Source organism: Campylobacter concisus (genome assembly GCF_902460675.1).
In the GTDB taxonomy this organism is placed as follows: domain Bacteria; phylum Campylobacterota; class Campylobacteria; order Campylobacterales; family Campylobacteraceae; genus Campylobacter_A; species Campylobacter_A concisus_AJ.
This window is the reverse complement of the sequence record NZ_CABPUQ010000001.1, coordinates 1,014,838-1,029,755: the sequence shown is the minus strand read 5'-3', so window position 1 is coordinate 1,029,755 and position 14,918 is coordinate 1,014,838. Positions and strand designations below refer to the sequence as shown.

13 protein-coding genes are annotated in these 14,918 nt (G+C 41.8%); 4 read left to right on the top strand and 9 right to left on the bottom strand.

Annotated features, from left to right (window positions below; genetic code table 11):
• Positions 1–161: 161 nt before the first annotated feature.
• Genes F3G88_RS05005 through F3G88_RS04990 form a run of 4 tightly spaced genes read right to left on the bottom strand, consistent with a single transcriptional unit; the run spans position 162 to position 2,912 of the window.
• The gene (locus F3G88_RS05005; protein WP_149715537.1) at positions 162–2,012 is read right to left on the bottom strand and encodes a primosomal protein N'; all 1,851 of its coding nucleotides are present in this window, start codon (positions 2,010–2,012) and stop codon (positions 162–164) included.
• Positions 2,012–2,422, bottom strand: a complete 411-nt coding sequence (locus tag F3G88_RS05000) for a type II secretion system protein (protein ID WP_087583073.1) — start codon at positions 2,420–2,422, stop codon at positions 2,012–2,014. Before F3G88_RS05000 ends, F3G88_RS05005 begins: the two co-directional genes overlap by 1 nt.
• Positions 2,419–2,655: a hypothetical protein gene (locus tag F3G88_RS04995; RefSeq protein ID WP_012001557.1), complete on the bottom strand. Its 237-nt coding sequence runs from the start codon at positions 2,653–2,655 to the stop codon at positions 2,419–2,421. The genes F3G88_RS05000 and F3G88_RS04995 overlap by 4 nt, the downstream gene beginning before the upstream one ends.
• Before the next feature lie 23 nt (positions 2,656–2,678).
• Positions 2,679–2,912, bottom strand: coding sequence for a hypothetical protein (locus tag F3G88_RS04990; protein WP_002940382.1), 234 nt, complete (start codon positions 2,910–2,912; stop codon positions 2,679–2,681).
• Between the two features lie 125 nt (positions 2,913–3,037).
• On the opposite strand from F3G88_RS04990, the gene uvrB reads away from it, so the two are divergent.
• Positions 3,038–5,014, top strand: a complete 1,977-nt coding sequence (uvrB, locus tag F3G88_RS04985) for an excinuclease ABC subunit UvrB (RefSeq protein ID WP_149715536.1) — start codon at positions 3,038–3,040, stop codon at positions 5,012–5,014.
• 526 nt (positions 5,015–5,540) lie between these two features.
• Here the strand turns inward: uvrB and F3G88_RS04980 are convergent.
• Both F3G88_RS04980 and F3G88_RS04975 read right to left on the bottom strand, forming a co-directional pair.
• On the bottom strand, positions 5,541–6,701 hold the full coding sequence (locus F3G88_RS04980) for an MFS transporter (RefSeq protein ID WP_149715535.1): 1,161 nt from the start codon (positions 6,699–6,701) through the stop codon (positions 5,541–5,543).
• The gene (locus tag F3G88_RS04975; protein ID WP_149715534.1) at positions 6,702–9,245 is read right to left on the bottom strand and encodes a translocation/assembly module TamB domain-containing protein; all 2,544 of its coding nucleotides are present in this window, start codon (positions 9,243–9,245) and stop codon (positions 6,702–6,704) included. It abuts the gene before it with no gap.
• 168 nt (positions 9,246–9,413) lie between these two features.
• On the opposite strand from F3G88_RS04975, the gene groES reads away from it, so the two are divergent.
• The 3 genes from groES (at position 9,414) to F3G88_RS04960 (ending at position 12,827) form a co-directional block, all read left to right on the top strand.
• Positions 9,414–9,674: a co-chaperone GroES gene (gene groES, locus F3G88_RS04970; RefSeq protein ID WP_009293641.1), complete on the top strand. Its 261-nt coding sequence runs from the start codon at positions 9,414–9,416 to the stop codon at positions 9,672–9,674.
• A 17-nt stretch (positions 9,675–9,691) separates the two neighbouring features.
• A complete protein-coding gene (groL, locus tag F3G88_RS04965) occupies positions 9,692–11,326 on the top strand; it encodes a chaperonin GroEL (protein WP_002940160.1) in 1,635 nt (544 codons plus the stop codon).
• 133 nt (positions 11,327–11,459) lie between these two features.
• Positions 11,460–12,827 carry a phosphomannomutase/phosphoglucomutase gene (locus F3G88_RS04960; protein WP_149715533.1) on the top strand — a complete coding sequence of 456 codons (1,368 nt, stop codon included), beginning with the start codon at positions 11,460–11,462 and terminating at the stop codon, positions 12,825–12,827.
• Positions 12,828–12,893: 66 nt separating this feature from the next.
• Here F3G88_RS04960 and F3G88_RS04955 read toward each other — a convergent pair whose 3' ends face one another.
• The 3 genes from F3G88_RS04955 to F3G88_RS04945 form a co-directional block, all read right to left on the bottom strand.
• Positions 12,894–13,208, bottom strand: coding sequence for a TfoX/Sxy family protein (locus F3G88_RS04955; RefSeq protein ID WP_103573521.1), 315 nt, complete (start codon positions 13,206–13,208; stop codon positions 12,894–12,896).
• Between the two features lie 20 nt (positions 13,209–13,228).
• Complete coding sequence (locus F3G88_RS04950) at positions 13,229–14,086, bottom strand: cysteine ABC transporter substrate-binding protein (protein WP_103567185.1); 858 nt, start codon at positions 14,084–14,086, stop codon at positions 13,229–13,231.
• Positions 14,087–14,179: 93 nt separating this feature from the next.
• Entirely contained in the window at positions 14,180–14,917 is a 738-nt protein-coding gene (locus F3G88_RS04945) for an amino acid ABC transporter ATP-binding protein (protein WP_103573522.1), read from the bottom strand.
• Position 14,918: the final 1 nt, after the last annotated feature.

The following is a 14,918-nucleotide window of genomic DNA, read 5'->3' as shown; positions in this document are numbered from 1 at the left end:
ATCCCATTCACTCGCAAGAATTGACTACTAAAATTTGGCTTCGCTTACAGCTTAGCTCAAATTTTAGAGCCGAAATTACTCGCTCATGAAATTTAAAATTTGCCTGACAATTATACGCTACGAAGCAAATTTGCAAATTTTAAAAATTTATTCACTTGCCTTTAACTAAAATTTACTGGGTCTATATCGATATCGCTAAGTTCGCTTTTGCAGAGGTTTGCCGCTTTTAAAAGCATGGTGTGAGAGTTTGAACGAAGCAGAATTTCATATCTAAATTTGCCCCCAAGATACTCGATCTGGCATTTGCCATATCCCACGATCTCTAGCTCGTCACTTTTTAGTGGCTCTAGCCTTTGCACAAATTCGTTCATTGCACCCTTTGCCGTACTCTCATCTTTGTGCGAGATAACTATGCGAAGTAGTCTAGTAAATGGCGGATACAGCCCCTCTCGGTAGCTGATCTCCTCCTTTAAAAACGCGTCGTAGTCGCTGATAAAACCTTCAAAAAACTTCCTTTGCTTGCTTTGTATGATGACCCTGCCAGCTCCGTTTCTGCCGGCTCTTCCAGCTACTTGCATGGCAAGGGCTAGTGTTCGCTCTCTAGCTCTATAATCAGGAAAATTTAAAAGCTCGTCAAAGCCCATGATGACGGCAAGCTCGACGTTGTGATAGTCATGCCCCTTGCTTAGCATCTGCGTACCAAGCAGGATATCTATCTTGCCGTCGTTAAATTCCTTCAAAGCCTTTACAAGCTTGTTTTGCGTCGTGATCTCATCTCTATCAAATTTAGCGATCCTAGCGTTTGCAAACTCAGCTTGCAGCCGCTCTAAAAGCTCACTCGTGCCGATCTTTTTAGCCTCTATCATCTCGCTGCCGCACTGGTGGCAGGTCTTTGGCACGGCCATTTTGTGCTCGCAGTATTGGCACTTTAGCACGTTTTGCTTTTTATAGTAGCTCATGCCGATGCTACAAAATGGACACTTCACCGTCTCGCCGCAGTTTTTGCAGACAAGATATTTGAAATTTGCCCTTGTTGGCAGGCAGATGACGGCTTGCTTTTTGTTTTCAAGCGTCTTTGCGATCTGCTCTTTTAAAATTTCGCTTATGCCAGTCTCGCTCTCGTCAAATATATAGCTCTTTTGCGACGCAAAATATGTCCCTTTTAGGCGAAAACATTCTTGCTTGTAAAAGCTAGTGAGGCTTGGCGTGGCGCTTCCAAGTACCACTTGCAGGTCAAATTTGCTAGTTAGAAAGAGTGCTAGGTCTCTTGCGTTGTAGTGTGGCTTTGAGCCAGTGTTTTTGTAGCTATCGTCGTGCTCTTCGTCGATGATGATGAGTTTTAGCCTCTCAAGTGGCAAAAATAGGGCAGACCTAGCTCCAGCTATTAGCCTAGCCTTGCCGCTTTTAATCTCCTTTAAAATTTGCTCTTTTTTCTTTGGTGTGATCTTTGAGTGCCACACAGCCACCACCTCGCCAAAGAAGCCCTCTAAGCGCTTTTGCATCTGCGGTGTTAGTGAAATTTCAGGCATTAAAAATAGCGCTTGTCCGCCTGCGTTTAAAATTTCTCTGATTTTAGCTATATAAATTTCACTTTTGCCACTCCCAGTGTCGCCAAAGATGAGTGAGCTTTTTCGTGCGTTTATAAAATTTAACGCTTCAAGCTGCTTTTGGCTTAAATTTGGCGCTTTAAAGTCGGTTGCGCCACTATAAATTTCATCATCCACAAGAGTTTGTGGCTCAAATAAATTTATAGCAACGCCAAGCTCGCAGGTGTAGTAGTAGGCGATAAATTTAGCCAAAGTTGCCTGTATCTCGTTTAGCTTAATGGGTAAAATTTCATCAATTAGGCTTGTTTTAAAGCTTGGCTCGCTTACTTCGCGCAGTATAAAGCCAACTAGGCTTTTACCCCTAAGCTTTGCAGTGACGGCGCGAAATGGCGCAATATCTAGCTCGCTTTTATATGTGAGTGCAGCTAAATTTACCCCGCTAAATACGACCTCGTAGTATCTCATCACTCAAGGGCGCTGCAAAGTCCGTCGCTGCTTTGGCAGTCAAATTCGCCAGTGGTTTTGTTATAAGTGAAATTTGCTGTTTGTCCGTCTAGTTTGAAGGTATAAGTGGTTGCTCCAGTTTTGTGCCAGCCGTTTTTTGTGCCGCTGTCTGCGATATTTACGCTTATTACTTTGTTGAAAAGTTTATTCCCATCATCAAGTGCGTCTGGATATGCTGGAGTGCCTTTTAGGACGCTATCGTTGTATTTTAGTGAGATGCCGCTTTTTATGGCAGCGATTTGCGTTTTTGCGTTTGCGACTATGGCGTCGCTTCTGGTAAAGAAAAGCTTTGGTATAGCAATAGCGCTTAAGACGCCAAGTATGACGATGACAAATATAATTTCTATTAGGGTAAAAGCTCTTTTTTTCATTTATTTTCCGGTTTTAGTATCTCTTCTATCTCTTTTGTGACGTCCTTTACGACGCGCAAATTTGTGTAGCTCTCGTAGCTCTTTTCGACAAAGGCGTTTATAAGCTCGCGAGGCTCTATAAATTTCTTTCCCCCCATAAATTTCTGCCAGTCACGCTCAAAAATTTCAGCAAAATCATCATCAAGCGTGATCGTATAGTCGCGAGATGATACGGTGAGCGTGATCTGTTTCATCTTTTATGCCAAAAATGTCTAGCTTATCTACCAAGGACGGCTTCGATCTTTTTCATTACATCATCAGCTTCGCTATTTTTCTTGTCAAGGTCCTCTTCTAAACGCATGATCTGATTAGTCTTTGCCTCATTTTGTGCTTTTAATGTTACGATCTCATTACGTAGCTCTTCATTTACTCTGCAGACTTCATCGTATTTTGTGATGAGGTCATTTACTTTATCGCTTAGTGTGGTTAAGATCGCATTATCTTCAAACATAAAGGTTCCTTTAAAATAATAATTAATGCCGTATTCTAACACGCAGAGGCTAAATTCTTTTTAAAATTCTCATTTGACAAAGCACTATCTTTGCTATAAAATTCGCCCAAATTTAAAGGCGATCAATGAGTAAATTTGAAATTTCATCTAAATTTAGCCCAAGCAGCGACCAAGCAAGAGCGATAAAAGAGATAGTAAAAAGTATAAAATCTGGCAATAAATACCAAACTCTTCTAGGCGTGACAGGGTCTGGCAAGACCTTTACCATGGCAAATGTCATACGTGAGCTAAATATGCCAACTCTGATAATGACGCATAACAAATCCTTAGCTGCTCAGCTTTATAGCGAATTTAAGGGCTTTTTCCCAAAAAATCATGTCGAGTACTTCATAAGCTACTACGACTACTACCAGCCAGAGGCCTACATCCCAAGAAGCGACCTATATATAGAAAAGGATAGCTCGGTAAATGAGGAGCTTGAGCGTCTGCGCCTCTCTGCAACGGCTAGCTTGCTAAGCTTTGACGACGTCATCTGCGTGGCTTCAGTCTCTGCAAACTACGGCCTTGGTAATCCAAGTGAGTATAAAGGGATGGTGGCATATCTTAGCGTGGGCGAGAAGATAAGCCAAAGAAAGCTTTTAGAGCAGCTTGTGGATATGGGCTATAAGCGCAATGACAACTACTTTGACAGGGGTGACTTTCGTGTAAATGGCGATGTGGTGGATATTTACCCAGCTTATTACAACGACGAAGCTCTAAGGGTCGAGTTTTTTGGCGATGAGATCGATGCGATGTATCATTTTGACGTGCTTGATAACAAAAGGCTAAAAGACATCTCTAAATTTACGCTTTATGCGACCAGTCAGTTCATCGTGGGTGCTGATAGGCTAAAGATCGCGATGAAAGAGATCGAAGAGGAGCTTGATGCGCGTTTGAAAGAATTTAACGAGCAAGGCAAGCTAGTCGAGGCGCAGAGGCTAAAGCAAAGGGTGGAGTTTGACCTTGAGATGATGGCAAGCACAGGCATGTGCAAAGGCATCGAAAACTACGCGCGCCACCTAACTGGTCAAAAGCCCGGAGAGACGCCATATTCGATGTTTGACTACTTTGAGATAAGCGGCAAAGACTACCTAGTCATCGTCGATGAGAGCCATGTGAGCTTGCCGCAGTTTAGGGGTATGTACGCAGGTGATAGGAGCCGTAAAGAGGTGCTTGTGGAGTATGGATTTCGCTTGCCGTCAGCGCTTGATAACAGGCCGCTTAAATTTGATGAGTTCATAAGCAAAAAGGCGAAATTTCTCTTTGTTTCAGCCACGCCAAACGAATACGAGCTTGGTATCAGCCATGGGCACGTCTATGAGCAAATTTTGCGACCTACAGGGCTACTTGATCCGATCATCGAGATAAAAGATAGTGACAATCAAGTCGAGGCGCTATTTGACGAGGCAAAGGCGGTGATCGCTAGAAATGAGCGTGTGTTAGTTACGGTGCTAACTAAAAAGATGGCCGAGGAGCTAAGCCGCTACTACATCGAGCTTGGCATAAAGGTCAAGTATATGCATTCAGACATCGACGCGATCGAGCGAAATGAGATCATTAGAGGGCTTAGAAGTGGCGAATTTGACATGCTAATAGGCATAAATTTGCTCCGTGAGGGGCTTGACCTGCCTGAAGTGAGCCTGATAGCCATAATGGACGCTGATAAAGAGGGCTTTTTGCGCTCGACAACGAGCCTTATACAGACGATGGGGCGTGCAGCTAGAAATGTAAATGGCAAGGTGCTGATGTTTGCCAAAAAGATCACGCACTCGATGAAAGAGGCGATCTATACGACGACTGCGAGGCGTAAATTTCAAGATGAATACAACAAAGCTCACGGCATAACGCCGCACTCTGCCAGTAGAAATATCGAAGAGAGCCTGCATGTCGAAGATGATGGTGAAATTTACAAGCGTGGCAAGAATTTAGAAAAGATGCCAGCTAGCGAGCGAGCTGCGATAGTAAAAGAGCTAAGAAAGCAGATGCTTGAAGCGGCGGCGCAGCTGGAGTTTGAGAAGGCGGCGGCGTTACGTGACGAAATAGCAAAGATGAGAAAGTTGTAAGCGTTGTCTTTTGTGTATCTTTAAATGAGCTTGCTAAAATTTTGCTCGACAGACTATGTGTCTAGTCTGCGCAAATTTTAACTGTGCAACATTCAAATCTATCACAAAATACTGCCGCTTAAGTTTGCGTCTCAGCTCCTTTGTATTGTAAAATTTCGCCTTGTCTCCTCGTAGCGAAGTCTCATTGCGAGCATGGCGAAGTAAAAAACAAAATTTTTCTTGTCTTAATTGCTTAAATTTATTTGTTCTATCTTCGGTCGAAAATTTCTTCGTTTCTGCTTGCAGTTGCGAGCTTGCGAAACAAACATTTAAAATTATCACAAGATACTTTGCCTTGATATTTTAGTAGCCAAAATTTAATTTTTTATGTTGCGTAAATTTAATATTCTTGTATGTGCTCCCTTGTTTTTGCTTATCCGCCTTGTCTCCTCGTAGCGAACTCAAAAAAATGGCGGTGGGATTATTTGTAGCATAAAAATGATGACAAAGCCGTGTTTTACGCTGTTAGCAAGCTATTTTTATAAATTTATATCTTGCTAATTGGCTTTAAAAAGTAGCTAGAAGCCGCGCAGATGAGCGAAACTGCGGCGATAAAGTAAAATGAGTGCGTTAGGCTAAAGATATCAGCGATCTTGCCGATGACTGTTGCGAATACGCCACCGATTGTTATACTAAGTCCAAGCGTTACGCCTGAGGCTAGGCCGATTTGATTTGGCAGATAAAGCTGTGCAAGGGCGATAGAGGGGCTAAAGGATAGGCTGATGCAGGCGCTCACGCACATGGAGGCCGCGAGAAATAGCGCGTAGCTGTCGATAAAGAGCATTAGCACGACTAGCGGCGCGGCTATGCTTAGGCTTATTTTGATGAGCCTAACTAGGCCGTATCTATCAGCTAGCGCTCCGCCAAATAGCGTAGAGATCGCACCTGCAGCGAAAAACATACTTAAATTTACATTTGCAGCTTCTTTGCTAAGGCCAAAAATTTTGATGAGATAGATGCTAAAAAATGCCGAAAAGCCAAATGCGACGATAGAGCGTGAAAATATGCAGACACAAAGCCTTATAAATGCGCCCAGATCGTCTTTTAGAGCGCTTGTTTTTTGTGAAATTTGCTTTTTGTGATTGCCCTCTAATGCTTTTATAAATTTGCCCTTTTTGAGGTATAAAAGTGTTAGTAAAATTTGAGGGATTATAAAGACTAGCGTCCCTTTTAGGCCAAAATTTCCCACAAAAACGGCGACTAAAATGGGTCCAACTGCAAAGCCGACATTACCTCCAAAAGAAAATATACTTATGCTTTTGGCTCTATTTTTAGCGTTTGATGCGTAGTTTACGATCCTTGCGGCGCTTGGGTGAAAGAGCGCGGCGCCGATACCGCTTATCATCACGCAAACCAAGATGATGTAGTAATTTGTAACAAAGCCAGTTAGGCTCATGCCCCCACCTGCCAAAAGTAGCCCAAGCTGGATGACGTAGGGAAGCTCCCTTTTGTCGCTTAGGCGGCCGATTAGTGGTTGGATGAGCGAGCTTGCTAAATTTGTGGCGGTCACGAGCGAGGCGGCTGTAGCGTAGTCGTAGTGGTAGCTCGCGATGAAAAAGGGTAGCATCGCGCCAAGGGCGCTTTGGTTTATGTCGCTACAAAAGTGCCCAAGCCCCATTAGATACTTTAAATTTTCCGCCTTTTTCATCTAAAATAGCCCTTTTAAAAGCCCCTTTAAATTTTGTTTGTCGCTGTTAGAGTCGCTATCTTTGCCGCCTAGCTTTTTGTCTAAAAACCTACCTATCTCTTTTTTGACCTTGCCTTCAAGATATTGCGAGCCGACGTCGTATTTTAGGTTGTCTGTCGTGCCTGAGATCTTTACGTCTAGATCGGTCTTTTCGAGCCTGCAAACAAGCGGTGCGTTTAGCATTTTTGTTGCGGTATTGTAAGTGCCGCCTGCAACCTTTATGTCGCTTTTTGGAGAGCTTAAATTTACGTTAAAGATGACGTTGTTGCCATTTATGTCGCCGTAAATTTTACCGTCTTTGTAAATTTCTTTTGTGATATCCTTGCCGGTGAATATTTTTATGTTGTTTGTGAGATTTGTGCTGGCTAGGTGACCCTCTTTTAGCAAGATGTCAAATTTGCCGAGCTTTTGCTTCGTTTCGTAGTCAAATTTAGCATCGCCGCTGCCGTCATAAAGATGCTCTAGCCCCAAAGTCTGCGTTAGCCCTTTGACCTCAAAGTTTTTTAGCACCGCATCAAGCGTGCCACCTTTGTAGTTTGCCTCTAGTTTGCCCTTAAATAGATCATCTGAAGTGGCTTTTACGCTTAGATCATCCACTTTGCCATTTGCGGTAATGAGCGCTGCAAATTTACCGTGAAGCTCGCGGCCAGCTAAAAATGCAAGCTTATTTAGCTCTGAAACTACCGCTTGAAGCTTTAAGCTTAGCGTGCTTTTACCCGTGTCAAAACTGCCATCTATGCCCTTTATATCAGCTAGCGAGCTAAGAAAGTCGCCACTAAATTTTGCCATGTCGCCTTTGTAGTCTAGGCTTAAATTTGAGCTAAATTTCTCATTTTCAGGGAATTTTTTATCAAGCATTTTACTAAGCGCTGCAGCGTTAAATTTGCCATCATTTAAAGCGATCGTTGCGGCGATACTTGGGCTTTTGCTAAAGATATTTTGCCCCTTTGCTTGGACATTTGCCTTGGCATTTACCAGTCTATCGTTGCCACTAAGCGCCAGTATCTCTCCTAACTGCGCTTCTTTTAGGCTAAGATCAAGATTTTCATTTTTTATAGTGGCGTTTAGCTTGCCAGCAAAGGCATCGCCGCCTAAATTTAGCTCATCTATCTTGCTTGCTTTAACCTTCACATCGCCCGCAAGCGCCATCTTTGAGCCAACCTCAAAGCCACTAACCGCTTTAAATTTCTCAGGGTCGCTAATGAGCAGGGCAAATTTACTAAAAATTTGGCTGTTTTTTAGGTCAAAAACGCCCTTTATATCCTTTAGCTCGCCAAGGTCGCTAAGCACGTTTGCGTCAAAATTTACAAGCTCGCCCTTTGCAACAGCACCGCCTTTTAGCTCAAATTTAGCCGCATTTTTAAGCTTTACAAGACCATTATTTATAAGGCCATTTTTTATATCAAATTTAGCCTCGCCTGCAAGCTTTTTTAGCTCGTCAAAGTCGCTAAAATTTGCGTTTAAATTTATCTCTCCGTCTGCGTAGCTAGGCTGCAAATCAAGCGCTAAAAGCTCTTTTAGCTTGATGCTAGCCGCGTTTAGGGCTAAGTTTTTGCTATCAAAATTTGCATTTATCTTGCCGCCAAGGCCGTTTATCTCAGCTTTTAGGTTTTGAAGGGCATTTTCTTGCATTGTAATTTCGCCGTTTGCATCCACAGCGCCGCTTAGTTGCTCGCCTAAGAGCTTGCCAAAAAGGGCAAGATCAGGCACATTTAGCAAAAAGTCGCTCTTTAAATTTTTGCTAGCTAGATCATAAGTCGTCTCGTTTGCTTTTAAAGTGGCTTCAGGTGCGATGATAAGGGTTTTTGCGCTCACTTTTTCATTTGCAAATTTAGCATTTACGCCACCTTTAAAGCTTATATCTTTTGCTAAATTTAGCCCAAATTCATTTTTAAGAATTTCTTTGTTTATCGCTGCATCGCTTGCTAAAATTTGAGCGTTTATGATGGGCTCATTTTTCTCATCAACTCCTTGCATATTGCTCGTTAGATCAAGCTTGCCGCTAGCTAAATTTGGCTTTTTAGCCAGAGCTGAGATCTCAGAAAGTTCGATATTTTTAGCGTCAAGATTTAGAGCTTTTGGCAGGTAGTCTTTTAAATTTGCGTTTAAATTTATGTTTGAACCAAGCGCCGTGCCAGTTGCTGTTAGCTTGAAGTCGCTAAATTTGCCAGCCACATTTGCTTTAAGAGCGACATCCTTTTTTAGCCCAAGCTCGCTAGCCTTTGCATTGTTGGCATTTATATCTATATTTAAGTTCATACTTTGAGCAAGCAAGGATAGATCGCCATTTACCTTTAAATTTATGGCGTTCATCACGGTCGCTTCTAAATTTAGGGTGCTAAGCCCAAGATTAAAGTCTTTAAATTTGACATCGAAACCACGAGCTAGCGCCTCTTTTTCTATTTTGCTGGCTATAAATTTATTGCCAAAAGAGCTAAAGATAAAGCCAAAGATGCAAGCTACTATGAGCACAAGCGCGCCAACTATGTAAGCTGCTTTTTTCATAAAATTCCTTTATATTAGTTTTATATATCATAAAACTTTAGTCACTTAGACTAAAGTTTTTAATAAAAATCACTATAAATTATTGACTTTTTCAGAAAAAAATGCTAGCATTTCATCACTCAAAAATAAAGAGTGCTAAAAAAGACAATTAAACTAAAAGGATGAACAATGAACTTTCAACCATTAGGCAAGCGTGTCCTAGTCGAACGCGTAGAAGAGACAAAGACGACAGCTTCGGGCATCATTATACCTGATAACGCAAAAGAAAAACCTTTAAGCGGCGAGGTAAAAGCAGTTGGTGCTGAAGCTGAGGGCGTAAAAGTTGGCGAAAAAGTAGTATTTGCTAAATACGCTGGCACTGAGGTGAATTTAGATGATAAAACATATCTTGTTTTAAACATCGACGACATTTTAGGCGTGATTAAATAATTTAAAAAGGAAAGACAATGGCAAAAGAAATTTTTTACTCTGATGATGCAAGAAACCGCCTATACGAGGGCGTAAAAAAACTAAATGACGCTGTGAAAGTGACAATGGGACCAAGAGGCAGAAATGTCCTTATCCAAAAGAGCTTTGGTGCTCCAAACATCACAAAAGACGGCGTTAGCGTGGCTAAAGAGGTTGAGCTAAAAGATACTATCGAAAACATGGGTGCAAGCCTAGTTAGAGAAGTAGCAAGCAAGACAAACGACCAAGCAGGCGACGGCACTACAACAGCAACTGTGCTAGCTCACGCGATATTTAAAGAGGGTCTTAGAAACGTAACTGCTGGTGCAAACCCTATCGAAGTAAAACGCGGCATGGATAAAGAAGTAGCAGCTCTTATAGATGCACTAAAAAACATCTCTAAAAAAGTTTCTGGCTCAAAAGAGATCGCTCAGATCGCTACTATCTCAGCAAACTCAGACGAAAGCATCGGCAAACTTATCGCTGATGCGATGGAGAAAGTCGGCAAAGATGGCGTCATAACAGTAGAAGAGGCAAAGTCTATCCAAGACGAGCTAAGTGTTGTTGAGGGTATGCAGTTTGACCGCGGATATCTAAGCCCATACTTCATCACAAACCCTGAAAAGATGCAAGTTGAGCTAAGCAATCCATTTATATTACTATTTGACAAGAAGATCACAAATTTAAAAGACTTATTGCCAGTGCTTGAGCAAGTACAAAAGAGTGGCAAACCACTTCTAATCATCGCTGAAGATATCGAGGGCGAGGCACTTGCAACGCTTGTTGTAAATAAACTTCGCGGCGTGCTAAACATATCAGCTGTAAAAGCTCCTGGCTTTGGCGACAGAAGAAAAGCGATGCTTGAAGATATCGCTATCTTAACAGGTGGCGAGGTTATCAGCGAAGAGTTAGGCAGAACACTTGAGAGTGCTACTATAAACGATCTTGGACAAGCTTCAAGCGTAGTTATCGACAAAGACAACACAACTATCGTAAATGGCGCAGGCGAGAAGTCAGCGATCGACGCTAGAATAACTCAGATCAAAGCACAAATCGCAGAAACAACAAGCGACTATGACAAAGAAAAACTTCAAGAGCGCCTTGCAAAACTAAGCGGTGGCGTGGCAGTTATCAAAGTAGGTGCTGCGACTGAGACTGAGATGAAAGAGAAAAAAGACCGCGTAGATGACGCTCTAAGCGCTACTCGTGCAGCCGTAGAAGAGGGCATCGTTGTGGGCGGTGGCTCAGCTCTTATCCTCGCTTCAAAGAGTGTAAATTTAAATTTACAAGGCGATGAGGCAATCGGTGCTGAGATCGTTAGAAGAGCGCTTCGTGCTCCACTTCGTCAAATCGCTGAGAACGCTGGCTTTGACGCAGGCGTAGTAGCAAACGCAGTTGAGACAAGCAAAGATGCAAATTTTGGCTTTAACGCTGCAACTGGCGAATATGTAAATATGTTTGAAGCTGGCATCATCGATCCAGTTAAAGTTGAGAGAGTTGCGCTTCAAAACGCTGTTAGCGTGGCTAGCTTGCTACTAACAACTGAAGCAACTATCAGCGAGATAAAAGAAGAAAAAGCAATGCCTGCAATGCCTGACATGGGCGGAATGGGTGGCATGGGCGGCATGATGTAGCAGCCCTTTTCGAGCTAGAGCTTTCTAGCTCGAATTTATATTTAAATTTAACCTCACTAAATTTATAAAATTATTTACTCCTTTTTAAATTTATTCTTGTATCATTTTTGCATTCTTTTAGGGAGAATTTACAATGAAATATGATGAAATTTTTAGAGAATACGACATCCGTGGCATTTTTGAAAAAGACTTGACAGAAGATAGTGTCAAGGCTATAGGGCTCGCTTTAGGTAAGAAATTTAACGAATTTGGCGTGAAAACTTTAAGCGTTGGTTTTGACGCAAGGCTAAGTGCTAGCACACTTTTTAGGTATCTGCTAAGCGGCCTAAACAAGGCTGGTGGCTTTAAAATTTATAGTATCGGTTTGTTACCAACTCCTGTTGGCTACTTTAGCGTTTATGCTGATTATTTTGACGCAAATATCATGATCACGGGCTCTCACAATCCAAAAGATTATAACGGCTTTAAGATTACTATCAAAAAAGATAGTTTTTTTGGCAAAGATCTGCAAATTTTAAAAGATAAGGTGAATGAGATAATCGCCTCTGGTGAGCAAATAGCAGACGATGAGAGCTGTGAGAAATTTAATATCTTAGAAAAATACGTTGAGTTTTTTGTAAAAGAATTTAGTGAGCTTAAAAATTTCAAAAAGCCTTTTGTCATCGACTGCGCAAATGGCGCTGTAGGTGTGAGTTTGGTGCCTATCGTCAAGGCACTTGGGCTAAATGCAAAAATTTTATATGAAGATCCAGACGGAAATTTCCCAAATCACCACCCAGACCCAAGCGAAAAAGAGAATTTAAAAGAGATATTTTCGCTCATCGAAAAGAAGGAATTTGACCTTGGATTTGGCTTTGACGGAGATGGTGACAGGATCGCGGTTATAACGCCAAAAAGAGATATAAAAGGCGATGAGCTAGCCTATCTTTATGCGCTAAATATGAAACATCCAAAGGTGCTTGGCGAGGTAAAATGCTCACAAAATATGTATGATGAGATCGCCAAGATCGGCGAAGTTTTTATGGGAAAAACTGGTCATAGCAACATCAAAAAAATGATGAAAGAGCTAAATGTTGATCTTGCGGCTGAAGTTAGCGGTCATATCTTCTTTAAAGAGCGCTATTTTGGCTTTGACGATGCGCTTTATGCGATGATGAGAGTGCTTGAGCTAGTGCATAAAGGCTTTGACCTTGACGGCGAGCTTGACAAGATGCCAATTGTCTTTAGCACCGATGAGATCAAGATAAAGACGACTGACGAGGCTAAATTTAAGATAGTTGCTAAGCTAAAAGAGTGCGTGAAAAACGAGGGTTGTGACCTGCCGAAGATAAAAAATATCATTGACATTGATGGCATTAGAATTCAGTTTGAAAATGGCTGGGCGTTGGTGCGTGCGTCAAATACAACGCCAGTTATCGTCACTAGATTTGAAGCTAAGAGCAAGGAATTCTTAGAAGAGATTGAGCAAAAAGTGACAAATTTACTAAAGAGTTTGATGTAGCCAATAAAAGCATTTTGGGTTAGATTTACTCCAAAATGCTTTTTAAATTTTATTTAAACATCCAGCTTATCTGGCTTTCGCTGGTTTCTTTTCGGACAGTTCCGCATACATGCCGCGCAACAATTCTCCAATCAAATTCGCATCTTCAAATTTCTCGAATACATGCATTAACGTCTTTGAGCCATTATAAGGATAACGTAGTTCTGAGTCTGCAAGAAGTCTGTCCGATGTCGGCGTTCTCTTTAAAAACAGTTCATTATTGCAAATGTCACCTATCAGTTTACCGTTAAAATATACAAGGTATCCACCCATCATGGATTTTATGACAATATCGCCGAATTCAGAAAATCTATCGCGAACATATTCATTAAATTCATTCACTATGATCACTCACTTTGAATTTAGAGTTTGCCGCCTTCGACGACTAGAGATTCAGGATTTACGCTATCACCATAGATTGGTTTTAGTGTTGCGTCATAGTCTTTGTGGAAGAAATTTTCTTTTCCAAGCTCGATGATCTCATTGTTTAGCCACTCAAGCAAGGCTTTGTTGCCTTTTTTGACAGCTGGAGCTATCACGTCCACGTCGCCAAGTGCTTCAACGCCAACGACAAAGCCAGGAGTCTCTTTTGCCCAGGCAAAAAGTAGGGCATTGTCATGCGCTAGAGCAGCACCCCTTTTATCAACCAAAGCTGCAAAAGTTTCAGTGTTTTGATCGTATTTTAAAAGCTTGATATCAGGATAATTTTTTGTAAAAAATGCGTCCGCGGTTGTGCCTTTATTGACGATTAGTGTCTTATCTTTTAGCTCATCAACGCTCTTTATCACAGCGCCCTCTGGGCTAACGATGCCAAGTGAGACCTTCATATATGGAAGCGCAAAATCAACAACTTGCGCGCGCTCAGGCGTCTTTGTAAAATTTGCAAGCGTGATATCAACCTTGTCAGCTGTGAGCACTTCAACCCTGCCAGCAGCTTCTACTAGCTCAAATTTGACCTTGCTCTCATCTCCAAGCAAGTCTTTTGCGATACGTTTTGCAAAATAGATGTCGTAACCTTGGTTTTTGCCGTCTTTATCGACGTAGCCAAATGGCGGTTTGTCACTAAAAACGCCTATCCTTACATATCCACGCTCTTTGATCTTTGCGATAGCGTCAGTTTGATTTGAAGCGGCTGCTTTGTCCGCACCTTTGTCATCACCACAACCCGTTAGAAAGACGGTAGCGACTAATGCTAATAAGAAAAATTTAAATTTTCTCACTCTTTCTCCTTTAGAAAAATTTATTAAATAAGAGCGGTTAAATCTCGCTCTAAACGCATTTTAAAAAAACGGGCAAATTATCTCTTATTTTTTCTAAAATGAGAATAAATTTAGAAATTTCTTCGCGCGATCGCTCTTTGGATTAGTAAAAAACTCCTCTGGCTCGCTGATCTCCACTATCGCTCCAGCGTCCATAAATACGATCTTATTTGCAACCGCCCTTGCAAAGCTCATCTCGTGAGTGACTATTAACATCGTCATGCCGTCTTTGGCTAAATTTAGTATCACATCAAGCACTTCTCTAACGATCTCTGGATCAAGTGCAGCCGTAACCTCGTCAAATAGCATGATCTCAGGATTTAAACAAAGGCTTCTAACGATGGCTATGCGCTGTTTTTGACCGCCGCTTAGCTCCTTTGGATAGGCAAATTTCTTATCAAGTAGCCCAACCTTGCTAAGCCACATATCAGCCGTCTTTTCAGCCTCGGCCCTATCTCTTTTTTGCACCTTTAAAGGCCCAAGAAGGACGTTATCGATGACGTTCATATGATCAAACAGCTCGTAGCTTTGAAAGACCATGCCTACCTTTTGGCGGATCCTTTGCCACTCTTTAAATTTAGCGTCTATCACCTCGCCGTCTATGATGATCTCACCGCTTGCGATGCTCTCAAGGCCGTTTATGCACCTAAGAGTTGTGCTCTTGCCACAGCCTGATGGTCCAAGAAGCACGACCACTTCGCCACTTTTAACCTCTAAATTTATATCTTTTAAGGCGTGAAGCTCTCCATAAAATTTATTTAAATCTTTAAGTTCTAAGATATTTTCGCTCATT